The organism is Pseudomonas sp. R4-35-07 (assembly GCF_003852235.1).
Taxonomy (GTDB): Bacteria; Pseudomonadota; Gammaproteobacteria; order Pseudomonadales; family Pseudomonadaceae; genus Aquipseudomonas.
In genome coordinates this window covers 4,184,698-4,208,045 of sequence record NZ_CP027732.1, presented here as the reverse complement: position 1 = coordinate 4,208,045, position 23,348 = coordinate 4,184,698, and the positions used below count along the sequence as shown (strand labels likewise).

The 23,348-nt window shown below is 61.9% G+C and carries 21 protein-coding genes and 1 other RNA gene; 12 read left to right on the top strand and 10 right to left on the bottom strand.

Annotated features, from left to right (window positions below; genetic code table 11):
• The first annotated feature begins 34 nt into the window (after positions 1 to 34).
• The 11 genes from zipA to recR all read left to right on the top strand — a co-directional run bounded on the left by zipA (position 35) and on the right by recR (position 13,279).
• Entirely contained in the window at positions 35 to 898 is an 864-nt protein-coding gene (gene zipA, locus C4J89_RS19145; RefSeq protein WP_124415306.1) for a cell division protein ZipA, read from the top strand.
• Between the two features lie 87 nt (positions 899 to 985).
• Positions 986 to 3,343, top strand: a complete 2,358-nt coding sequence (gene ligA, locus C4J89_RS19140; RefSeq protein WP_124415305.1) for an NAD-dependent DNA ligase LigA — start codon at positions 986 to 988, stop codon at positions 3,341 to 3,343.
• A 164-nt stretch (positions 3,344 to 3,507) separates the two neighbouring features.
• Positions 3,508 to 4,674: a putative zinc-binding metallopeptidase gene (locus C4J89_RS19135; RefSeq protein ID WP_124363907.1), complete on the top strand. Its 1,167-nt coding sequence runs from the start codon at positions 3,508 to 3,510 to the stop codon at positions 4,672 to 4,674.
• Between the two features lie 224 nt (positions 4,675 to 4,898).
• Positions 4,899 to 4,995, top strand: an RNA gene (ffs, locus tag C4J89_RS19130) — signal recognition particle sRNA small type.
• A gap of 148 nt (positions 4,996 to 5,143) precedes the next feature.
• Positions 5,144 to 7,105, top strand: coding sequence for an AAA family ATPase (locus C4J89_RS19125; RefSeq protein WP_124415304.1), 1,962 nt, complete (start codon positions 5,144 to 5,146; stop codon positions 7,103 to 7,105).
• A gap of 156 nt (positions 7,106 to 7,261) precedes the next feature.
• Positions 7,262 to 8,308: an N-acetylmuramidase family protein gene (locus tag C4J89_RS19120; protein WP_124415303.1), complete on the top strand. Its 1,047-nt coding sequence runs from the start codon at positions 7,262 to 7,264 to the stop codon at positions 8,306 to 8,308.
• 1 nt (position 8,309) lies between these two features.
• The gene (locus C4J89_RS19115) at positions 8,310 to 8,900 is read left to right on the top strand and encodes a hypothetical protein (RefSeq protein WP_124415302.1); all 591 of its coding nucleotides are present in this window, start codon (positions 8,310 to 8,312) and stop codon (positions 8,898 to 8,900) included.
• A gap of 96 nt (positions 8,901 to 8,996) precedes the next feature.
• Positions 8,997 to 11,060 (top strand): DNA polymerase III subunit gamma/tau, encoded by a 2,064-nt coding sequence (gene dnaX, locus C4J89_RS19110; RefSeq protein WP_124415301.1) that lies wholly within the window; start codon positions 8,997 to 8,999, stop codon positions 11,058 to 11,060.
• A 43-nt stretch (positions 11,061 to 11,103) separates the two neighbouring features.
• On the top strand, positions 11,104 to 11,442 hold the full coding sequence (locus tag C4J89_RS19105; protein WP_124363899.1) for a YbaB/EbfC family nucleoid-associated protein: 339 nt from the start codon (positions 11,104 to 11,106) through the stop codon (positions 11,440 to 11,442).
• A gap of 133 nt (positions 11,443 to 11,575) precedes the next feature.
• Positions 11,576 to 12,610, top strand: coding sequence for an NADP-dependent oxidoreductase (locus C4J89_RS19100; protein ID WP_124415300.1), 1,035 nt, complete (start codon positions 11,576 to 11,578; stop codon positions 12,608 to 12,610).
• A 66-nt stretch (positions 12,611 to 12,676) separates the two neighbouring features.
• Positions 12,677 to 13,279, top strand: a complete 603-nt coding sequence (gene recR, locus C4J89_RS19095; protein WP_124363897.1) for a recombination mediator RecR — start codon at positions 12,677 to 12,679, stop codon at positions 13,277 to 13,279.
• A gap of 180 nt (positions 13,280 to 13,459) precedes the next feature.
• On the opposite strand, the gene C4J89_RS19090 is transcribed toward recR, so the two are convergent.
• Entirely contained in the window at positions 13,460 to 14,008 is a 549-nt protein-coding gene (locus tag C4J89_RS19090; protein WP_124363896.1) for an adenine phosphoribosyltransferase, read from the bottom strand.
• 78 nt (positions 14,009 to 14,086) lie between these two features.
• Positions 14,087 to 14,821 (bottom strand): fumarate/nitrate reduction transcriptional regulator Fnr, encoded by a 735-nt coding sequence (gene fnr / locus C4J89_RS19085; RefSeq protein WP_124363895.1) that lies wholly within the window; start codon positions 14,819 to 14,821, stop codon positions 14,087 to 14,089.
• Between the two features lie 151 nt (positions 14,822 to 14,972).
• Here fnr and C4J89_RS19080 point away from each other — a divergent pair, with 151 nt between their 5' ends.
• A complete protein-coding gene (locus C4J89_RS19080) occupies positions 14,973 to 15,440 on the top strand; it encodes a hypothetical protein (RefSeq protein WP_124415299.1) in 468 nt (155 codons plus the stop codon).
• Here the strand turns inward: C4J89_RS19080 and hemN are convergent, their stop codons facing one another.
• From hemN to C4J89_RS19040, 8 genes are all read right to left on the bottom strand, one after another.
• Entirely contained in the window at positions 15,441 to 16,823 is a 1,383-nt protein-coding gene (gene hemN, locus C4J89_RS19075; protein WP_124415298.1) for an oxygen-independent coproporphyrinogen III oxidase, read from the bottom strand.
• A gap of 102 nt (positions 16,824 to 16,925) precedes the next feature.
• A complete protein-coding gene (locus C4J89_RS19070; protein WP_124415297.1) occupies positions 16,926 to 17,609 on the bottom strand; it encodes a sulfite exporter TauE/SafE family protein in 684 nt (227 codons plus the stop codon).
• A complete protein-coding gene (gene ccoS / locus C4J89_RS19065) occupies positions 17,602 to 17,814 on the bottom strand; it encodes a cbb3-type cytochrome oxidase assembly protein CcoS (RefSeq protein ID WP_124367928.1) in 213 nt (70 codons plus the stop codon). Before ccoS ends, C4J89_RS19070 begins: the two co-directional genes overlap by 8 nt.
• Positions 17,815 to 17,836: 22 nt before the next feature.
• On the bottom strand, positions 17,837 to 20,281 hold the full coding sequence (locus C4J89_RS19060; protein WP_124415296.1) for a heavy metal translocating P-type ATPase: 2,445 nt from the start codon (positions 20,279 to 20,281) through the stop codon (positions 17,837 to 17,839).
• 123 nt (positions 20,282 to 20,404) lie between these two features.
• A complete protein-coding gene (locus C4J89_RS19055; protein WP_124415295.1) occupies positions 20,405 to 20,944 on the bottom strand; it encodes a FixH family protein in 540 nt (179 codons plus the stop codon).
• 15 nt (positions 20,945 to 20,959) lie between these two features.
• Positions 20,960 to 22,363 carry a cytochrome c oxidase accessory protein CcoG gene (ccoG, locus tag C4J89_RS19050; protein WP_124363889.1) on the bottom strand — a complete coding sequence of 468 codons (1,404 nt, stop codon included), beginning with the start codon at positions 22,361 to 22,363 and terminating at the stop codon, positions 20,960 to 20,962.
• Between the two features lie 206 nt (positions 22,364 to 22,569).
• Positions 22,570 to 22,980 (bottom strand): type II toxin-antitoxin system VapC family toxin, encoded by a 411-nt coding sequence (locus C4J89_RS19045; protein WP_124371488.1) that lies wholly within the window; start codon positions 22,978 to 22,980, stop codon positions 22,570 to 22,572.
• Positions 22,980 to 23,234, bottom strand: a complete 255-nt coding sequence (locus C4J89_RS19040) for a type II toxin-antitoxin system Phd/YefM family antitoxin (protein ID WP_124363887.1) — start codon at positions 23,232 to 23,234, stop codon at positions 22,980 to 22,982. The genes C4J89_RS19045 and C4J89_RS19040 overlap by 1 nt, the downstream gene beginning before the upstream one ends.
• Between the last annotated feature and the right edge of the window lie 114 nt (positions 23,235 to 23,348).

The window sequence follows — 23,348 nt, the reverse complement described above, 5'->3', positions numbered from 1 at the left end:
TTTTTCAGCATTTTTTATAGAGGCACGGGATTACATGGAAATCGGTCTGCGCGAGTGGCTGATCGTCATCGGCATCATTGTCATTGCCGGTATTCTTTTTGATGGCTGGCGCCGCATGCGCGGTGGCAAGGGCAAGCTTAAATTTCGCCTGGACCGAAACCTGTCCAACTTGCCCGACGACGACGGCAGCGCCGAGTTGCTGGGGCCTCCCCGTGTGCTGGACACCCACAAGGAACCGCAGCTGGACGAGCACGACCTGCCGTCGATGAGCGCGCCGGTGCGTGAAGCCCGTGAGCCATCGTCCAAGCGGGGCAAGCGCGGCGCTGCTGGCGTGGCCGAGCCGCATCAGGGCGACTTGAACCTCGATGTCGACGAAGGCCCGAGCTTCAGCAGCCGCGACGATGACTTCCCGGATGAAAACGCCGGCAAGAACGCCCCGCGCCAATCGGTCAACGATCAGCCGGCCGCCGAAGAAGTGCTGGTGATCAGTGTGATCTGCCGCGATGCCGGTGGCTTCAAAGGCCCGGCGCTGTTGCAGAATATCCTTGAAAGCGGCCTGCGCTTTGGCGAGATGGATATTTTCCACCGTCACGAAAGCATGGCGGGTAACGGCGAAGTGCTGTTCTCCATGGCCAACGCGGTCAAGCCGGGCACGTTCGACCTGGACGATATCGACCTGTTCAGCACCCCGGCGGTCAGTTTCTTCCTCGGCCTGCCAGGCCCGCGTCACCCGAAACAAGCTTTCGATGTGATGGTGGCTGCAGCGCGCAAGCTGTCCCAGGAACTGAACGGCGAGCTCAAGGACGACCAACGCAGCGTGCTCACCGCCCAGACCATCGAGCATTACCGTCAGCGCATCGTCGAGTTCGAGCGTCGCGCCCTGACACAGAAACGCTGAGGATTGCGCTTCAGCGTTGTCAGTAGAATAAGCGCACTAACATATTGAGCAGCTTCGGCTGCTCTTTTGCTTTATGAGAGAACACCCATGACCGCCGCCCATACCCGCATCCTCGAACTGCGCGCTGAACTGGATCAGCACAACTACCGCTACCACGTCCTCGACGAGCCGAGCATTCCGGACGTCGAGTACGACCGCTTGTTCCATGAGCTCAAGGCCCTGGAGGCCGAGCATCCGGAGCTGGTGACGCGTGATTCACCGACGCAGCGGGTCGGCAGTGCGGCGCTGTCGGCGTTCACCCAGGTCAGGCATGAGATCCCGATGCTCAGCCTGGGCAACGCCTTCGATGAAGCGACCATGCTCGAATTCGATCGGCGGGTGACCGAGGGCCTGGACCTGCCGGCCGGTGACTTGTTCGCCAGCGTCGAATACAGCTGCGAGCCGAAGCTGGACGGCCTGGCGGTCAGCCTGCTGTATCAGGACGGCGAACTGGTACGCGGCGCGACCCGAGGCGACGGTACCACCGGCGAAGACATCAGCGTCAATGTGCGCACCGTGCGTAACATCCCGTTGAAGCTGCACGGCAGCGGCTGGCCGGCCACCTTGGAGGTGCGCGGTGAAGTGTTCATGTCCAAGGCCGGGTTCGAACGCCTGAATGCCTCGCAACTGGAGGTTGGCGGCAAAACCTTCGCCAACCCGCGCAATGCGGCCGCTGGCAGCCTGCGCCAACTGGATTCGAAGATCACCGCCAGCCGCCCGCTGGAATTCTGCTGCTATGGCATCGGCCAAGTGACGTCGGATATCAGTGACACCCATATCGGTAACCTCAAGCAGTTGCAGAAGTGGGGCATGCCGATCAGTCATGAGCTGAAACTGGCCAAGGGCATTCAGGAATGCCTGGACTACTACCGCGACATCGGCGCGCGGCGTAACAGTCTGTCGTATGAAATCGACGGCGTGGTGTTCAAGGTCAACAGCATCGCTTCCCAGCGTGAACTGGGCTTCCGCGCCCGCGAGCCGCGCTGGGCCATTGCGCATAAATTCCCGGCCATGGAGGAGCTGACCGAGTTGCTCGATGTGGAATTCCAGGTCGGCCGCACCGGTGCCGTCACGCCCGTGGCGCGTTTGAAGCCGGTCAAGGTGGCGGGTGTGACCGTGTCCAACGCCACCCTGCACAACATGGACGAAGTGGCGCGCCTGGGCCTGATGATCGGCGACACGGTGATCATCCGCCGCGCTGGGGATGTGATCCCGCAGGTGGTGTCGGTGGTGGCCGAGCGTCGCCCGGAGCACGCTCGCGCCGTGCAGATCCCCGAGCACTGCCCGGTATGCGGCTCCCATGTGGAGCGCACGCAACTGGTCAAGCGCAGCAAGGGCAAGGAAACCGTCAGCGAAGGCGCGGTGTACCGTTGCGTCGGGCGCCTGGCCTGTGGCGCGCAGCTCAAGCAGGCGATCATTCATTTCGTCTCGCGCCGCGCCATGGACATCGACGGCCTGGGCGACAAGACCATCGAGCAACTGGTGGATGAAAAACTCATCGGCTCGCCCGCCGACCTCTACAAGCTCAAGTACGAGCAGATCATCGACCTGGAAGGCTTCGCCGATATTTCCAGCAAAAAGCTGATCGCCGCCATCGAAAACAGCAAGACGCCGACCCTGGCGCGGTTTATCTACGCCCTGGGGATTCCCGATGTGGGCGAGGAGACCGCCAAGGTGCTGGCGCGCTCCCTGGCCTCCCTCGAGCGCGTGCAGAAGGCATTGCCGGAAGTGCTGACGTACTTGCCGGACGTGGGCCTGGAAGTGGCGCACGAGATCCATAGCTTCTTTGAAGACAGCCATAACCAGGACGTGATCGGCGCGCTGCTGTCGCCCGATGAATGCGCCCTGCAATTGCAGGAGCAGGGCGACCTGAGCGCCGAATTCGCCGCCAGCACCACCCTGGGCGGTCTGCTCGACAAACTGCACGTGCCCTCCGTAGGGCCGGGCGCGGCGCAAAAACTGGCGGACAAGTTCGGCAGCCTTGAAGACGTGATCAAGGCCGACTGGCTGGACATGCGCCAGGCCCTGCCCGAGAAACAGGCCAAGGCCGTGCGTGAGTTCTTCGACAATCCGGACAATGCCCGCCATGCCCTGGCCATCGAGCAGCAGCTCAAAGACTTCGGCATGCACTGGCAGAGCGAGAAGAAGGTCGTCGAAGGCCTGCCGGAAGCCGGGCACACCTGGGTGCTCACCGGCTCCCTGGAGTTGATGAGCCGCGACGTGGCCAAGGACAAGCTGGAAAGCCTCGGTGCCAAGGTGGCCGGTTCCGTTTCGGCCAAGACCCATTGCGTGGTGGCCGGGCCCGGCGCTGGTTCCAAGTTGGCCAAAGCCAGCGAACTGGGGCTTAAAGTGCTGGACGAGGAGGCCTTCGTCGCGTTCCTGGCCGGGCACAATATCCCCGTATGACGATCGTTCCCACGCTCCGCGTGGGAATGCCACCCCGGACGCTCCGCGTCTGCTCTTCCAAGGCATGACGCGGAGCGTCACCGTATGCATTCCCACGCGGAGCGTGGGAACGATCCTGCGAGGGAAATGATCTAGTCTCAGTCAGCCCCCAGGGAAAGATCGCCATGTTCCGCTACTTCGACCAGCTCAGCTCGCGTATCGCTGCACCGTTCATGGCCGGATCTTCGCGTAACAGCAAGGTATGGCAATGCCGCTGCGGCCAGTCGTTGTTCTTTCGCAACAGCCAGTGCCTGGCCTGCTCGGCGCTGCTGGGCTATCACCCCTGGCAAAGCCGCCTGTCCTCACTGCAGCCCGGCCCCGCAGTCGACACCTGGCTGATGGACGACAACCTCGACGCCGGCGCCTTTCGCCGTTGCGCCAACCTCGAGACCCCGGCCGCCTGCAACTGGCTGATCCCGGCGCACAGCACCTTTCCCTTATGCGTGGCCTGCAGCCTGAACCGCACCATCCCTGACTTGTCCGTCCCGGAAAACCCCGAGCGCTGGCGTAAGGTGGAAACCGCCAAGCGTCGACTGGTGGCGCAACTGATCAGCCTGGGCCTGCAGGTGGTGCCCAAACGCGTCGACGAAGACACCGGCCTGGCGTTCGACTTCGTCGGCGTCGACCTGCAAGGCAATGCGCCCACCACCGGTCACGCCAACGGCCTGATCACCCTTGATATCAAGGAAGCCGACGACGCCCATCGGGAAAAGATCCGCGTGCAGATGCGCGAGCCCTACCGCACGTTGCTCGGCCACTTTCGTCATGAGGTCGGCCACTATTACTGGGATCGCCTGATCGCAGGCAGCCACTGGCTCGAGCCGTTTCGCAGGCTGTTCGGCGACGAACGCGCCAGTTACGCCGACGCGCTCGACCAGCACTACCAGAACGGACCACGTCCGGACTGGCAGCAAAACTGCGTCAGCGCCTACGCGACCATGCACCCTTGGGAAGATTGGGCCGAAACCTGGGCGCATTACCTGCACATGATGGACGCGGTCGACACCGCCTTGGGCTTCGGCATGAGTGCCCGCGAGATGGACCTGGATTACCAGCCGTTCCCCCTGACCACGCTGTACGACCCCGAGCACCCTGGCGGTGCGGCGTTCCTCTCCTTCGTCAACGCCTGGATCGAACTGGCCGGTATGCTCAACGAGTTGTCGCGCAGCATGGGCCAGCCGGACTTTTACCCCTTCGTGCTGCCGCCGGCGGTGATCGCCAAGCTGCACTTCATCCACCTGGTGATCCAGGAAGAGGGCGGCCGGGCCGATGAGGTCCTACAGGCACAATGATCAGCCAGTGTGGGAGGGGGCTTGCCCCCGATGACGGAGTGTCAGTCTACTCATCAGTGGCTGACCCACCGCCATCGGGAGCAAGCCCCCTCCCACATTGGATAGCGTCATTGTTGAAGGCCATGGCAAGTACTTGAAGCTTCTCATTTTTTACGGTTGTAACTTCCGATGAGATCGGTACAATGGCCCCGCTTGCCGAGAGGCCAGCGTCGTTATGGTGACCCCATCGGTCCCCCCGCAACGATTACCCGTGAACCTGGTCAGAGCCGGAAGGCAGCAGCCACAGCGGGAACATTGTGTGCCGGGGTGTGGCTGGTGGGGTTGCCTCCATAACGCTCCTTCCTGTAGTACCCTTCTCTGAATCCATATCCCCAGCCAATCATCTGTGACGCTTGTTGCACAGTTCATGACGGCTATTTCACCGCGAGTGGCATACTCCCAAGCGTTTCTGCCCTGGCTATGAGGCTGTATGCATTCGGAACATTTTGATCTATCCAGCCCTGTATTCCTGCCGATCACGGATGAAACCTGTGCGGGTTTGCTGGGTGCCGACGCTGCCAATGCGCTCGTCGCCCTGAGCGAGCCAGAGCTGGCAGCGGTGCTGGTGATCCAGAATCTTGCGCAAATGCCGGAAAACGAATTGAGCGCGGTGGGCGCTGAACGGGTGCTGGCCAAGCTCATCGGCTGGGCGGTGGATGCCAGGCATTCAGCTGCCGTGAGCTTGCTGTCGGAAGCGCAGCGGCTGTTTGATCCAGGCAAGCTGTACTTTGGCCTGAATGTGGTCAAGAGCCTGAAGTTGCGTTTTCTGCTGGCCGATGAAGTCCTGGCGCGAACCTACCTGTTGCCCGATGGAAAATGGGACGTCGAATACAAAGTTCGTCACCTCAAGGCCAACAACCCGTTCCGCCAGCAGATGGTCACGCCCAGGCACCGCGAGCGCTGGTTGAGTGCCGAGCAGGACAAGCTGGTCAGGACCTTTCGCGCCAACCTGAACGAAGACCTGCACGTCCAAGGGTACGCCGGCATTGGCAAGAGTCACCTGCTGGTGGCGCTGATGGAGCACTTGCGCCCCGAAAAAACGCTGCTGCTGGCACGTACATCGGCCAAGCTGGAAACCCTGCGCGCACGCATGATGGGCACGCGGGAGAGAAAAGCCGGGCACACCTTCCAGGCGTTTGCGCACGCTTTGTTGCATGGCCCCAGGCCGCAGCCGGTGAATACGCAAGTGCGCGTCCCGAGCAAACAGGCGCTGGCCCAGCAATTGAACATCTTCGGTTTTCGTCGCCTGGAAGGGCAGGCGGTGCTGGATGTTTGCCTCAAGGTGCTTGAAAGCTACTGCCGCTCCTGGGATTACAGTCTGTCGGCCAAGCATCTGCCGCATTTCAAGCAACCGCTGTCCTCTGTCGATGCCCAGGCGTTGGTCGAATATTCCAGCCGGTTATGGGGCTACCTGGAGGCGAATGTGGCCTGGAGCAGCCACACCGGGTTCGAAGCATTGCTGATGATCAAGCGCGCAAGCCTGGCGGGCAGTGTGGTGCCTGATCGCTACACCCATGTGCTGATTGACGAGAGCCAGGACATTCCGGCGCCCTTGCTGCAAATCATCGAACGCGGTCGCCAGGTGCTGATTACCCTGGGCGATGAGTATCAGCAGGCCAGCGGGGTGATGGTCAGGCGTGCCCGTGAGGTTCGTCACACGGATGTGAGCTACTCCGTGCGTTCCGGGCGCAACGTCGAGCGCCTGGTCAATCCGCTGATCAGCCAGCACTCGGAGAAAAGCAAGGTGCTCTTCGAGGGTGCGCGGGACGCTGACGTCGGTATCGAGCTGTATCCCCAGGGCTTCGTACCGCCACCTGGCTGCGTGGTGCTGACCGCGTCCCACTGGGACACCATGAAATGGCTCATCCAACTGAGCGAAGAGCGCTGTGCCTGTGCGTTTCCCAACAATGAAGCGCAGCAGGACCTCAAGCACTTCATGGACACCGTCATCGCGCTGTTCAAGCCAGAGTTTTATGGCAGCGAGCACAGTGACCGCGGGCCCCATCCGTTTTTCAGCGATCTGGCCGACTGGCAGCAAGTGCGCGACGCGTGCCGGTTCGATGAGGCATTCCTGTGGGTCGAGGCCGAGCTGGAAAAAGGCTTCAACGTCGCCGACGTGACCCGCTTGAACAGGCTCAACGGCCATCCGGGCGAGCGCTGTTTATTGATGCTGGCCCACGACGCTGGCGGCATGGAATTCGATCAGGTGCTGCTCACGCCTGAACTGTTGACCAATGTGAAATTCAAGGACGCCTATGCGTTCGATCAGCGCCTGTGCGCGGTGTATATCGCCATTTCCCGGGCCACAACGCAGCTTTATCTGCCCTATGACGTGGTGGAGTGGATTGACTACCACCAGTACCAGAAGACCCGTGACGTGCATGGCTACTGAGTGATTTACCCTGGCTGATTCACAACTTTCCAAACCCCCTCTGGACAACCCCAAACCACCTTGTTAGCGTGCGCCGGCTGCTTGTTTCGGCGTATGCCAACGGCGCGGATCGATATTGAAGTGCTCTCACTTCTTTAACTCACAAGGATGTCTGTCATGAAAAGCCTGCAAGGGTTGCCTCGTCTTATCAGTGCCTCGGTCGGCGCGCCCGGTAAAGCTCGCAACTTGCCTGCCGATGTTCAGTGCATCCAGTATTTATTCAACCTGATCATCCCCAAAATGGGTTTCCCCCTGCCCGAAAACGGCAAATGCGACGGCCAGTTGGTGCAGTGCATCAGCCAGTACCAGTTCCGTCATCTCAAATATGCCCACCCCGATGGCGTCATCGACCCCACCGGGCGTACGTTCAACAGCTTGATCGAAGAGGCGGTGAAGGTGCCGGTGCAGGCCTTCCCGAGCATGCGTATTCCGAGCTTTCTCAACGCGTTCGGCAATAACAATGCCGATGCGGTGCAGGCCACGGTCAATGTCTACCTCAACCAGGTGCGCGCGGTGATCGAGGCCGAACGGCGTAACCGGCAGCTGATGATGCAGGCCACCTGTGATGGCGGTACGACGCTGAGCGAAACGGACTTCCAGAATGCTGCCAAGCAGTTGGGCAATGGGATCTCGGTGAATGTCATCAAGGCATTCGCCACCGTGGAGTCGGGCGGGAAGGTGGGCTTCGGGCCGGCCAAGTTGCCGATCATCGCCTTCGAAGGCCATCAATTTCGCAAGTACACCAAGCACATCTACGACCAGGCGCACCCGCTGCTGTCGTACATCTACAAGAAAAAAGCCGGCCCGCAGTGGCAGGCCAACAACAAGGATCAGGTCAAAGCCTGGGAAACCATGGCCACTGCGTTCGCGCTGGACCAGGAAGCAGCGTTGATGTCGGCCTCGTGGGGTATGTTCCAGATCATGGGGTTCAATTTTGCGTCGTGCGGGTTCAAGACGGTATTTGAGTTCGTGGCGTCAATGAAAGTGAATGCCGGCAATCAGCTCAAGGCCTACCTGGCCCTTTGCGGCAAAAATACCGCGTTGATGAGTGCGATGAAAAACAAGGACTTTACCGCCATGGCCCGCAACTATAACGGTGAGGACTATGGCAACTACGACGTGCTGATGAAGCAGGCCTACGACCTACTGGAAGGGAAGAAATAAGATGATTCGTTTTCTGGCGGTAGGTGTGTTGTCGCTGTGCGCCGTGGTACCTGCCCTGGCAGGCTCGGCCGCGTTGCATTCGGGTAAGTACGAAGGGCTGATGCTGGCGGTGACGCCGCAGCAGCAGGTCGAAGGTTTCTACTCGGAAAGCCTGGGCGAGGGCGTGACGCGGGGCTGCAGGTTTTTTTTGCAGGGCACGCCCGCAGCGCTGACCACCTGGCTCGATGTGGCGTACCCCGGCAGCGTGGCGGCGGCGTCCGACGGCGTGACCCTGACCGTGGCGCAAGGCCGTCAGCACCCAGGTTGCATCAATGTGTTGATGCCAGAGATTGCGACTGGCCTGGAGTTGAGCCAGACCGCCAGGAAAAAATGGATCGGCCTGGTGACGGTGTCGGCCGACAAGGCTTACCTGTTGAAAGCCCCGGGTGCCAAAGCCGCCAAGCGACCCTACATCGTCAAGAATGACGTGGTGGGAGTGCTGGCCTTCAAGGACGGCTGGGCGCAGGTCGAGTTCATCAATGCCGATGACCGTTCGTTCATGGGCTGGATCAGCCAGGAACAGTATGCACGCCTGGTGGCGCCGAAGATTTAAGCCTGTGGGAGGCGACTTTATGAGCGTGCCGGATGCAATTTCCCCCCTGCTCCGCTAGCATTACCGGCTTCCGCTTCCCAGTTGCGACGGTTTTCGATGAGTTATCAGGTTCTTGCACGTAAATGGCGCCCGCGCTCGTTCCGCGAAATGGTCGGCCAGACCCATGTGCTCAAGGCTCTGATCAATGCCTTGGACAGCCAGCGGCTGCACCACGCCTACCTGTTCACCGGTACGCGCGGGGTGGGCAAGACCACGATTGCGCGCATCATCGCCAAATGCCTGAATTGTGAAACCGGTATCACATCGACCCCTTGCGGCACCTGTTCGGTGTGCCGCGAGATCGACGAAGGGCGTTTCGTCGACCTGATCGAGATCGACGCCGCCAGCCGCACCAAGGTCGAAGACACCCGCGAGTTGCTCGACAACGTGCAGTACGCGCCGAGCCGTGGCCGCTTCAAGGTCTACCTGATCGACGAAGTGCACATGCTGTCCAGCCATTCCTTCAACGCGCTGTTGAAAACCCTGGAAGAGCCGCCGCCCTACGTCAAATTCATCCTGGCCACTACCGACCCGCAGAAACTTCCTGCGACTATTTTGTCGCGGTGCCTGCAGTTCTCCCTGAAGAACATGACCCCTGAGCGGGTGGTCGAGCATTTGACCCACGTGCTGGGCGTCGAGAATGTACCGTTCGAAGACGACGCGCTGTGGCTGCTTGGCCGCGCTGCCGATGGCTCGATGCGTGATGCCATGAGCCTCACCGACCAGGCCATCGCCTTTGGTGAAGGCAAGGTCCTGGCCGCCGATGTGCGCGCCATGCTCGGCACGCTGGACCACGGCCAGGTATTCGACGTGCTGCACGCGCTGATCGAGGGCGACGCCAAGGCGTTGCTCGAAGCCGTGCGCCACTTGTCCGAGCAGGGCCCGGACTGGAACGGCGTGCTCTCGGAAATCCTCAATGTGCTGCACCGCGTCGCCATCGCCCAGGCATTGCCTGAGGGTGTCGATAACGGCCATGGCGACCGCGACCGCGTGTTGGCGCTGGCCCAGGCGCTGCCGGCCGAAGATGTGCAGTTCTATTACCAGATGGGCCTGATCGGCCGCCGTGACCTGCCCCTGGCGCCGGACCCGCGAGGGGGCTTCGAAATGGTGCTGTTGCGGATGCTGGCCTTCCGGCCCGCCGACTCGGCGGATGCGCCGAGACAGCCGCTAAAGCCAGTGGGGATCAGCCAGGCCACAGTTGATTCCGCCAAACCAGTGGCTGGCGCGGCGGTGGTCGCGCCAGTGGTGGCTGCGCCCGCAGCGGTTCCCGAGCCTGTGGTTGCCGCCCCGGTGGCCGCGCCTGAAGCGGTTATCGAGCCAGAGCCGGAGCCAGAGCCGCAAGTCGCCCCGGTGGTCGATCTGCCCTGGAATGACCCGGTTGAAGCGCCCGTCGAGCCGGAGCTACAGCCCGCCGTGGAGCCGGTGCTGGACACCACCGGCGAGCAGCCGGAGTTGACGCCGATGCCCACGCCGACCCCGGACAGCGTAGTGCCGGATGCGCCGGAGTGGGTATCCGCGCCTGTGCCCGAGCCGACTGTCGCCCAGGTTGAGGCGGCCACCCCCGGCATCGACCTCGACGACGAACCGCCGCTGGACGAAGACTACATTGAGCCGGACATGGATTCGGCCTACAGCTACCTGGACGAACTTGCCAGCGAACACACCGCCGAGCCGGCCCCCGAGCCGGAGGTGGAGCCTGCCGCCGCCCCGGCCACTGGCCTGGCCCTGCAATGGCTGGAATTGTTTCCAAAATTGCCGATCTCCGGCATGACTGCCAGTATCGCCGCCAACTGCACGTTGATTACCATCGACGGCGACCACTGGCTGCTGCACCTGGACCCGGCCCACAGTGCCTTGTTCAATGCCACCCAGCAGCGCCGGCTCAACGACGCGCTCAACCAGTACCATGGGCGCACGCTGACCATCGCCATCGAGTTGATCAAGCCCGAGCAGGAAACCCCGGCCCAGGCTGCGACGCGTCGGCGTTTGAACCGCCAGCGCGACGCCGAGGCGTCGATCCAGGCTGACCCGCTTATCCAACAAATGATGCAACAGTTCGGTGCGGTCGTCCGTCACGATACTATTGAACCTGTCGAAGCCCCGGCGCCCCAGGCGTCATGAACCGGGCGACTAATTTGATCCACGTACTTTTGAGGTGATTCCCATGATGAAAGGTGGCATGGCCGGCCTGATGAAGCAGGCGCAGCAGATGCAGGAAAAGATGGCCAAGATGCAGGAAGAACTGGCCAACGCCGAAGTCACCGGTAAAGCCGGTGGCGATATGGTCAGCGTGGTGATGACCGGTCGTCACGACATCAAGCGCGTCAGCATCGACCCCAGCCTGCTCGAGGGCGTCAGCGATGACGACCGCGAAGTGCTGGAAGACTTGTTCGCCGCTGCCGTCAATGACGCCGTGCGCAAGATCGAAGCCAACAGCCAGGAAAAAATGGGCGGCGTGACCGCTGGCATGCAACTGCCACCGGGTATGAAGCTGCCGTTCTGATTGACCGGCTTTGCGCTGCACCCGAATGCCAGGCCTCGTGCCTGGCATTTTTGTATCTGCCTATTGGATCTGAACCCTGGCGCAACAATCAGGGTCTGCACCCTATACGCATGCATTCGCTAAGGAGCCCCTGATGCCTCAAGAACCGACGCTCAACCAACGCATCGTCCTGGTTTCACGCCCTCAAGGCGCGCCGACCCCGGAAAATTTCCGCCTCGAACGGGTAACCCTGCCAGAGCTGGAGGACGGCCAGGTGCTACTCAAGACGCTCTACCTGTCCCTGGACCCCTACATGCGCGGACGCATGAGCGACGCGCCGTCCTACGCCGCGCCGGTGGAAATCGACGAGGTGATGACCGGTGGCGCTGTCAGTCGCATCGAGCAATCACGCCATCCGAAATTCGAAGTGGGCGACCTCGTCGTGGGCTCCACCGGCTGGCAAAGCCATAGCATCAGCGATGGTCGCAACCTGATGCCGGTGCCCAACGGCTTGGCGAGCCCGTCGATGGCCCTGGGTGTGCTGGGTATGCCAGGCATGACCGCCTACATGGGCCTGATGGACATCGGCCAGCCCAAGGCCGGTGAAACCCTGGTCGTGGCGGCTGCCTCCGGTGCTGTGGGCTCGGTGGTGGGCCAGGTCGCCAAGCTCAAGGGCCTGCGCGTGGTGGGGATTGCTGGCGGTGCGGACAAGTGCCGCTACGTGGTGGATGAGCTGGGCTTTGATGCCTGTATCGACCACAAGGGCGCAGATTTCGCCAACGAGCTGGCGCAGGCCTGTTCCAGCGGCGTGGACATCTACTATGAAAACGTCGGTGGCAAGGTGTTCGATGCAGTGCTGCCGCTGCTCAACCCCAAGGCGCGGATTCCGCTCTGCGGGCTGATCGCCGGGTATAACGCCCATGAAGCGCCAAGCGGGCCGGATCGCCTGCCGGCGCTGCAACGCACCTTGCTGACCAAGCGTGTGCGCATCCAGGGCTTTATCGTGTTTGACGACTACGGTGATCGCCAACCCGAGTTCCTGAGCGCCATGGCGCCTTGGGTGCGCGATGGCAAGATCAAGTTCCGCGAAGACGTGGTCGACGGCCTGGAGCAGGCACCTGAAGCCTTTATCGGTTTGCTCGAGGGACGCAACTTCGGCAAGTTGGTGGTGCGCGTCGCACAGGATTGAGCATTTGACGCTAATCCGAGGCGCGGGTATAAACCGCGTCTCGTTGTTTTGTCGGACCCTTCGCCCATGAGCTTCAGCCCCCTGATTCGCCAACTGATCGACGCCCTGCGTACCTTGCCGGGCGTCGGCCAGAAAACCGCCCAGCGCATGGCGCTGCAACTGCTGGAGCGTGATCGCAGCGGCGGCACCCGTTTGGCCCAGGCCTTGAGCCAGGCCATGGAAGGTGTAGGCCACTGTCGCCAATGCCGCACCCTGACCGAAGAAGAACTCTGCCCGCAATGCGCCGACCCCCGTCGCGACGACACCCTGCTGTGCGTAGTGGAAGGGCCGATGGATGTGTACGCGGTGGAGCAAACCGGTTACCGCGGGCGTTATTTCGTGCTCAAAGGCCATTTGTCGCCGCTCGATGGCCTGGGGCCGGAAGCCATCGGCATCCCGCAGCTGGTGGCGCGGATCGAAGAGCAGGGCACCTTCAGCGAAATCATCCTGGCGACCAACCCGACGGTGGAAGGCGAAGCCACGGCGCATTACATCGCTCAATTGCTGAGCAACAAAGGGTTGATCACCTCGCGCATCGCCCATGGTGTGCCCCTGGGTGGCGAACTTGAACTGGTCGACGGCGGCACCTTGGCGCACTCTTTCGCCGGCCGTAAGCCGATCGCGCTCTAACGACCACTGCAAATACCCAATGTGGGAGGGGGCTTGCTCCCGGTAGCGGTGTATCAGCCAATGAATCTGTTGACTGACACACAGCCATCGGGGGCAAGCCCCCTCCCACAGTTTGATTTGTGGACACAGTCAAAAGTGTGAGAGGGGGCTTGCTCCCGATGGGGCCAGTCAGGACACTACTTATCGCTCGGTCAGGGCAAACTGCGTCAGGCAAAACGTCGGGATGCCCATGTCTTCCAAGCGCTGCGACCCACCCAGCTCCGGCAAATCGATGATCGCCGCCGCTTCAAATATTTTCGCGCCCATGCGCCGCACCAGGTTCGCCGCAGCAATCAGGGTACCGCCCGTGGCGATCAAGTCATCGAACATCAGCACCGAGTCACCCTCGCACAGGCTGTCGGCGTGCACTTCAAGGAAGGCTTCGCCATATTCGGTCTGGTAACCCTCAGCCAGAACGTCGGCCGGCAGCTTGCCTTGCTTGCGAAACAGGATCAGTGGCTTGTTGAGCTGGTAGGCGATGATCGAGCCGATCAGGAAACCGCGCGCATCCATCGCGCCGATATGGCTGAAATCGGCTTCGACATAGCGTTGGGCAAAGCTGTCGGCGACCAGGCGCAGGGCACGGGGTGATTGGAACAATGGCGTGATGTCACGGAAGATTACCCCAGGCTTGGGGAAGTCGATGACGGGGCGGATCAGGGATTTGATGTCGAACGAATCGAAAGTCATCGTCGAAGAGTCCTGGGCGGAAAACGGACTCGAAGTATACCTGCGGCCTCGCGGGTTCGCTTGGCCGCAGACCCTGGATCACATTTCCAGGGAACCGCCGGCCAGCGCGCACAGCTGGATGGGGTCGAGGATATGCACTTCCTTGCCCTCGGCGGCAATCAGCGCATTTTGCTGGAAGCGGGTAAATACGCGGGACACGGTTTCCACCGCGAGGCCCAGGTAATTGCCGATTTCATTGCGCGACATGCTCAGGCGGAACTGGTTGGCCGAAAACCCGCGGGCGCGGAAACGCGCCGATAGGTTGACCAGGAACGTCGCGATGCGCTCGTCGGCGGTTTTTTTCGACAACAGCAGCATCATCTGTTGATCGTCACGGATCTCGCGGCTCATCACGCGCATCAACTGACGGCGCAATTGCGGCAGTTGCAAGGCCAATTCATCCAGGCGCTCGAAGGGGATTTCACACACCGACGTAGTCTCCAACGCCTGGGCCGACACCGGATGAATCTCAGTGTCCATCCCCGACAGCCCGACCAGTTCGCTGGGCAAGTGAAAGCCAGTGATTTGCTCTTCGCCACCATCGCTGAGGCTGAACGTCTTCAACGCCCCTGAGCGTACTGCGTAGACCGAGTCGAACTTGTCGCCCTGGCGAAACAGAAACTCGCCTTTTTTCAGTGGGCGGCCGCGTTTAACGATGTCGTCCAGCGCATCCATGTCTTCCAGATTCAATGAAAGTGGCAGGCAGAGGGGGGCCAGGCTGCAATCCTTGCAGTGGGCCTGGCCGTGAGCGCGCTGTTTAACTGGCTCGGACATTTCTTAAATCCTTGTGGGAAAACACACATAAGACGTAAGGGTAACGCACTGGAGGGCGGCGAGGCCAGCGCCGACGAGAAACCGCCGGCGATCTAAAGATTCTGCGCTTGAGGTCGATACAGGGGCACATCCATTAGACGGAGCTTGGATCATGTCTGTTATCAGTGCCTACAATCCTGCTGTGCGCGTTCCGTTTGTGCCTGATGCAGAGGCTTCGAACGAGGCCGACGAAAAAGCCCCGGCGATTGAAAAAACCACGCAAACCAAAGTGGTTGAAGGTGTAACCGTGACTATTTCCGCTGCTGCCTTCCAGGCTGCGGGCGCGGCCAAGAGCAGCAATTCGGACATCGATGACAGCGGCCTGGACGACAACGTCAAGCAGGTACTGAAAATGATCCGCCAGTTGAAGCAACAGATTGCCGAAAAACAAGCCGAGCTGGCGGCGGTAGCCGCCGCCAATAACCTTTCCCCTGAAGAGGCTCGCGCCCGTACCAGCGCGCTGCAGAGCGAGATCAGTTCGCTGCAGGCGGGCCTGATGTCCGCTCAGACGTCGCTGGCCAAGTCGATGAAGGGCATGAGTGCCGAAGACTCGATGAAAGCCGCCTCGCTGTCGATGTAATCAGATCACCCGCGAGAACCGCTGCCGGTTCTGGTGCTCGAGGTATGCATCGAACACCATGCACACCGAGCGCACCAGCAGGCGCCCGGCCGGCAGCACGCGGATGCCCCGGGCATCCAGCTCGATCAGGCCGTCCGCAGCCATTATCTGTAACTGCGGCCACAGCTCATCGAAATAGCCGCGAAAATCGATATTGAACCTCTGCTCGATGCCCGCGTATTCCAGGCTGAAATGGCAGATCAACTGCTGGATCACGTCCCGCCGCAGACGGTCGTCGGTGGTACAGATCAGGCCGCGACTGGTGGCCAATTGCGCACCGGCCAAGGCGTTCTGGTACTGGTTGAGGTCGCTGCTGTTCTGGCAATACAGGTCGCCGATCTGGCTGATCGCTGAAACCCCCAGTCCAATCAAATCGCAATGCCCGTGCGTGGTGTAGCCCTGGAAATTGCGTTGCAGCGTGCCTTCTTCCTGGGCGATGGCCAGTTCGTCATCCGGCAGCGCAAAATGATCCATGCCGATGTAACGATAACCCGCCTGGGTCAACTGCTCGATGGTGGTTTGCAGCATCAGTAATTTTTCTGCCGGCGAGGGCAGGTCTTCGGTATGGATCCGCCGCTGCGGCATGAAGCGTTCCGGCAAATGCGCGTAGTTGAACACCGACAGACGGTCCGGTTGCAGGCCGATGACTTCCTCCACGGTGCGCGCAAAATTGAGTGGCGACTGCTTGGGCAGGCCGTAGATCAGGTCGATATTGATCGAGCGAAATTGCAGGGTACGCGCCGCGTCGATCACCGCGCGGGTTTCTTCCAGGCTCTGCAGGCGATTGACCGCCCGTTGCACCTCGGGGTCGAGGTCTTGCAGGCCGACGCTGACGCGGTTGAAGCCCAGTTCACGGAGCAGGCCCATGGTTGCCCAATCGGCTTCGCGAGGGTCGATCTCGATGCCGTAGTCGCCCGAATCGTCCTCCAGCAGATTGAAGTGCTGGCGCAGGTGGGTCATCACCTGGCGCAGCTCGTCATGGCTGAGAAAGGTCGGCGTGCCGCCCCCCAGATGCAGTTGCTCCACCGGCTGTTTCGGGTCGAGGTGGCAGGCCACCTGCTGGATCTCTTGCATCAGGCGTTGCAGATAGGCCTGGGCGCGACCACGGTCCTTGGTGATCACCTTGTTGCAGGCGCAGTAGTAGCAAATGTTGGCGCAGAACGGCACGTGCACATACAGCGATAACGGCCGTATGGCCTTGCGACTGTCGCGTAGCGCATGGAGCAGGTCGAAGGAGCCGACCTGGCTGTCGAATTGTACGGCGGTGGGGTAGGACGTGTAGCGCGGCCCCGCCAGGTCGTAGCGGTGAATCAGATCTGTGTCCCAACGAATGGCGTCGAGCATGCGCGCGGTCCCCCGGATTGGCTAGTCGGCCGAGTCTAGGGGCAGGGTGGGGAGGGCATGTTGATTTGCATCAACGGGGAGCGGCGCTATGCCACAGGCGTGTCAGTGCCCCATCAGCCAGTGCTGGTGCGGCCCAGGCAGGGTCCAGAGGCCGAACAACACCACCAGCACACCACCGGCCATGCGCACGCTGCGCTTGCGCAATAGCGCGGTGACACGTTCGGCGGCCAGCCCGGTCGCCAGCAACACCGGCCAGGTGCCCAGGCCGAACGCCAGCATCAGCAACGCGCTGTCCAGTGCATTCCCCTGGCTCGCGGCCCACAGCAGGGTGCTGTAGACCAACCCGCACGGCAGCCAGCCCCACAGCGCGCCCAGCAGTAATGCGCGAGGCAGGCTTGAGACCGGCAGCAAGCGGTTGGCAACTGGCTGGATATGCCGCCACAGGCCGCGACCGAGGCGTTCGATGCGGGTCAGGCCGCTCCACCAGCCGGCCAGGTACAGGCCCATGCTGATCAGCAGCAACCCTGCGAGCACGCGCAGCAACATCGCCCCCGGGCTGTTGGCCACGGCCCAGCCGGCGAGGCCGATCAGCAACCCCGCCGAGGCATAACTGAGGATGCGCCCCAGGTTGTAGGCCAGCAGCAGGCGGAACCGGCGGCTGCGCTGCTCCGGGGGAATGGCCAGGGTCAGCGCCCCCATCAAGCCGCCGCACATGCCCAGGCAATGGCCTCCGCCGAGCAGGCCGAGGATCAGCGCAGAAACCAGCAAAGGCGCCAGCTCAAGCATGGGGCGGCTCTTTGGGCGGCTGCTCGGTGCGGTTGGCTTCGTCGACAGCGGCCAGGTGATTCGGGTCCTGGTCGTCGAACAGCACGCTGTGTGCCGGGCCGTCGAGGTCTTCGTACTGGCCGCTGTCCACGGCCCAGAAGAAGATGTAGATGGCCACGCCCACTAACAGCAGCGCCGCCGGAATCATCACGTATAGAGCTGGCATCTGCACTCCATGCCCGCGCGGTTCAAGCCGGCAGCGGGCGGTTTATCAAGGGGGCACTGGCGGCCTGCGCGCTGGGCAGGCGCGTCAGGCGCAGGGCATTGAGCACCACCGTCAACGAACTGAGGGACATGCCGATGGCCGCCCAGATGGGAGTGATCCACCCCAGGGCCGCGAACGGCAGCATCAGGCCATTGTACAGCCCGGCCCACAGCAGGTTTTCGATGATCACCCGGCGTGTGCGTCGCGCCAAGGTAAAAGCCTGCACCAACGCCTCCAGGCGGTTGGACAACAGCACCGCGTCGGCGCTGGTTTTTGCCAGGTCGGTGGCCGAACCCATCGCCACGCTGATATCCGCAGCGGCCAGTACCGGCACATCGTTGACACCGTCGCCGAGCATCAGCACCTTGCGGCCTTCCCGGTGCAGGCGTTGCAGCACTTGCAGCTTGTCGTCGGGGCGCAGGCCGCCGTGGGCTTCATCGATGCCCAGTTCAGACGCGACACTGGCGACCATCGGCGAGCTGTCCCCCGACAGCAGCAACGTGCGCCAGCCGCCCGCCTTGCACGCGGCAAGCAGGGCTGGCGCATCGCTGCGCAGGCGGTCGTCGAGCACGAACCAGGCGAGCGCGCCGCGTTGATCCCCCAACAGCAGCCATTGTCCGGCTTCGTCTGGTGAGGTTGGGATGGGGGCGCCACTGAGTTCACAGACAAAAGCGGCTTGGCCAATGCGCATCAAGCGTTCGCCCACGCGGCCTTCCAGGCCCAGGCCGGGGCTGCTCAGGACGTCATCGGCAGCCAGGGGGGCACGGCCGAAGGCGCGGGCAATCGGGTGTTCGGAGCGATTTTCCAGCGCGGCGGCGAGGCCCAGGCACTGCTCGCTGTCCAGCTCGCCCAGAGGCCGGATGGCCCTCAACGCCAGGCGCCCTTCGGTGAGCGTGCCGGTCTTGTCGAAGATCACCGTGTCGATCTGGTTGAGGCCTTCCAGCACATGGCCACGGGTCAGCAGCAAGCCAAGGGTGTGCAGCGTGCCGGTGGCGGCGGTGAGGGCGGTGGGGGTGGCCAGGGACAACGCGCACGGGCAGGTCGCTACCAACATGGCCAATACAATCCAGAACGCCCTGGAGGCATCGAGCTCCCACCACACCAGGCCGATTACCGCAGCCGCCAGCAGGGAACCCAGCAGAAACCACTGTGCGGCGCGGTCGGCGATTTGCGCCAAGCGCGGTTTTTCGGCCTGGGCACGCTCCAGCAGGCGCACGATGGCCGACAGGCGTGTGTCGTGGCCCAAGGCGCGCACTTGGACGGTCAGCGCGCCTTCGACGTTGAGCGTGCCGGCGGTGACGGCATCGCCGACCTGGCGGGGCTGCGGCAGGTATTCGCCGGTAAGCAGGGATTCGTCGACGCTGGATTGGCCTTCGAGAATCACGCCATCCGCTGGCAGCACCGCGCCAGGGTGGACCAGCACCCGATCATCCAAGGTCAGTTCGCCGAGCAGGATGCGTTCGCTTTGCCCGTTTGCGGTCAGGCGCAGGCACGAGGCGGGCAGCAGGTTGACCAACTGCGCAGTGGCGGCGGCGGTGCGTTCGCGGGCACGCCGCTCCAGGTAGCGTCCGGCCAGCAGGAACAGCGCGAACATGCCGACCGCATCGAAGTACAACTCGCCCACACCGGTGATCGCGGTCCAGATGCCCGCCAGATAAGCCCCGCCAATGGCCAGGGACACCGACACGTCCATGGTCAGGTGGCGGGTGCGCAGGTCGCGCAGCGCCCCTTTGAAAAACGGCGCACAGCTGTAGAACACGATGGGGGTGGTCAGAAACATCGCGACCCAGCGCAGGATGACATGCAACTCGGGGCTGAGGTCGATATTGAATTCAGGCCAAGTGGCCATGGTCGCCATCATGGCCTGGAACCACAGTAAGCCGGCAACGCCCAGTTGACGCAGGGCCAGGCGATTCTCGCCGGCCAGTTGTTCGGCGGCACGGTCCGCTTGATAGGGGTGGGCGGCATAGCCGATATGGCGCAGCTCACTGAGCACCTGGCTCAACGGTAACTGCCCGTCGGCCCAGCGCACGTGCAGGCGGTGGTTGGACAGGTTCAACCGCGCCTCGGCCACGGCGGGCAGGCTGCGCAGGTGTTTCTCGATCAACCAGCCACAGGCCGCGCAGCTGATGCCTTCCATCAGCAGGGTGGCTTCGGCGAATTCGCCGGTGTGGCGTACGAAAGGCTTTTGCACATCGGCGCGATCGTACAGCGCCAGTTCATCGACCAGTTGCACCGGCAGCGCTTCGGGGTTGGCCGAGGCTTCGCTGCGGTGCCGGTAATAGCTTTCCAGCCCGCCTGCCACAATCGCCTCCGCCACCGCCTGGCAACCCGGGCAGCAGAGCTCGCGGCGCTCGCCGAGGATTTGTGTGGTGAACCGGCTGCCGGAGGGGACGGGCAGGGCGCAGTGGTAGCAGGGGGTGATCATGGTTCGGGATCTCAGATCGTTCCCACGCTCTGCGTGGTAACGCCTCGCTGGACGCTCTGCGTCCGCTTTTATGGCGCTGAGCGCCACGGGCTGCATTCCCACGCGGAGCGTGGGAATGATCAGTTACTTCTTCAGGTCTTCGGCACCCTGCAACGGCTCATCGCCCAGCAACAAGTCTGTGTCGTGGCTGACCTCTTCTTCTTCGAACAGGCGCCAGGTCTTGTCGCCTTCCACGCCGAGCAGTTCCACGAAGCGGCGCCCTTCGACCTTGTCGGTGACCTGGCCGATGTAGCGGTCCGGTTCGCTGGCGCTGCGGGTCAGGTTGATCTTGCGATCCTTCGCCGGCTGGGTCGGTGAGATCAGGTTCAGCTCCAGGGTGTTCGGGTTGCTGTAGCCGGTGAGGTGCAGATCGACTTCACCGGTCAGCGCGTCCAGGTGCAGCTTGCCGCGCAGTTGCAGGGTCTGGGCCAGGCGTTCGCGGTCCAGGGAGCGGTTGATGCCTTTGCCGGCCTCGTAATAGTTGTCGTTGACCAGGTTGTCCGGGTGGTTCACCGCGATGGTCACCATGGACAAGGTCAGGGTCACTGAGCAGGCGAGGATCGCGATGATGATCCAGGGCCAGAGGTGCTTGTACCAGGGGCTTGCGGCAGTGGTTACGGGCATTCTCGTGTTCCCTGTCTAACGGACTTGTGGGCCGATGAATCGGCTCTTGGCTTCAATGCGGACGCTGTTGTCGTCGGCGTCCTCAAGGATGAACGTTACCTCGTTGGTGCTTGACGGCAACTGCTCAGGCGCACTCGACAATTCTACCGGCATGCTGACGATGTCGCCGGCGGCCACCTTGATTTCGCGTCGGCCTTGCAGCTTGAGGTCGGGCAGGCCGGCGGCGTCGAGCACGTAGGTGTGGTCGCGCTGATCCTTGTTCATGATTTTCAGGCTGTAGACGTTTTCGATGCGCCCTTCGGCGTTTTCGCGGTACAGCACACGGTCCTTGCTCACGTCGAAGCCCACCAGCGAACGCATGAAGAACGCGGCCACCAGCAGGCTGATCATCGCCAGCAATACCAAGGCGTAACCGATCAGGCGCGGGCGCAACTTATGGGTTTTCTGTCCGGACAGATTGTGCTCGGTGGTGTAGCTGATCAGGCCGCGTGGGTATTCCATCTTGTCCATGATGTTGTCGCAGGCATCGATGCAGGCAGCGCAACCGATGCACTCGATCTGCAGGCCGTCGCGGATGTCGATGCCGGTGGGGCACACCTGCACGCACATCGTGCAGTCGATGCAATCGCCCAGGCCCTGGGCCTTGTAGTCGACCCCCTTCTTGCGCGGGCCACGCACTTCGCCACGGCGTGGGTCGTAGGAAACGATCAGCGTGTCCTTGTCGAACATCACGCTCTGGAACCGCGCATAGGGGCACATGTAGATGCACACCTGTTCGCGCAGCCAGCCGGCGTTGCCGTAGGTGGCGAGGGTGAAGAAACCCACCCAGAAATACGACCAGCCGTCGGCCTGGCCGGTGAAAAAGTCCAATACCAGTTCGCGGATCGGCGAGAAGTAGCCGACAAAGGTCAGGCCGGTGACAAAACCGATCAGCAGCCACAGCGTGTGCTTGCTGAATTTGCGCAGAAATTTGCTGACGCCCATGGGCGCCTTGTCCAGCTTGATGCGCTGGTTGCGATCGCCTTCGGTAACCTTTTCGCACCACATGAAGATCCACGTCCACACGCTTTGCGGGCAGGTATAGCCGCACCAGACGCGGCCGGCGTAAACCGTGATGAAGAACAGGCCAAACGCCGCGACGATGAGGATGCCCGACAGCAGGATGAAATCCTGAGGCCAGAAGGTTGCGCCGAAAATAAAGAACTTACGCTCCGGCAGGTTCCACCACACCGCCTGGTGGCCGCCCCAGTTCAGCCACACCGTGCCGAAGTACAGCAGGAACAGGCCGGCACCGCCGAGCATGCGCAGATTGCGGAACAGCCCGGTGAAAGCGCGGGTGTAGATTTTCTCTCGTGACGCATAGAGATCGACGGTTTTGGCAGGCGGGGTAACGTCGTGTACCGGTATCTGGTTGCTCATCATTGCATCCCACGGCGGTGGAGATTTGCCTCGGCCAGTACGTGCCAACCGGGGTCAAATTAAGGATGTTGCAGTGGCCTAATGATACGCCCCCGGTGGTACGTGAAGGGTGCGACCTTTGGTCGCGTTGGGGGAAATCAATTGATGGTGTACGTGATCTGGATCAATTGACTTGTGAAGTATGGATGGTTTTGTGGGTAGGCAGGTCATTCCTCCCATGGATTAATCAGCGCAACACCACTGGATTTGAAGTCGCTGACGTTGCGCGTGACGACGGTAAGCCCATGAACCAGAGCGGTTGCGGCGATCAACGAGTCACTCTCGTTGGCCCGGTCTGGAACATGCAAGTGCGCACAACGCAACGCGACCGCCGCATCAACGGGCAGGATTCGGGCATCAAAGGCGGGCATCACATGGCGCTTGAGCCAGGCCCTCAACACCTTCCCCTGAGTCGGGTCTCGCCGCTCAACGCGCAGCACTCCGGTTTCCAGTTCCTTGAGCGTGATCGCGGAAATGAACATGCGTGGCGCTATCACGCTTTTTGCCCAGGCAACGACGTTTGCATCAGCCTGAGGTTTACGAAGTTCGGAGATAACATTGGTGTCGAGTAGATACATCAGGGAAGGTCCACGGGTCGATGAATGATCACGGCGCGCTCGGTTTCGAAGTCGATATCCGCCGCTTCCGGCATCACCAGCAGGTCAACGATGTCGGCATTCAGACCTGTCAATTTCTGGTAGTCCTCAATGCTTAGCAGTACATGGGCGGGCTTGCCGCGATCAGTGATAAAAACAGGCCCTTGGCGTGCGGCTTTTTTGGCACCACTTGTGTCTTGGTTGAATTCGCGGCTGGAAATGGTGGTGATGGTCATGGGGCGGCCCCCCTTTGTCGGATGTGATGTAGTTACGTTACTACTTGTGGTTGTGTGCGGCAAGTCCGAGGCCGCGAGTGGTAGTCCATGCCTGTTTGACAGATTCTGAGCGCC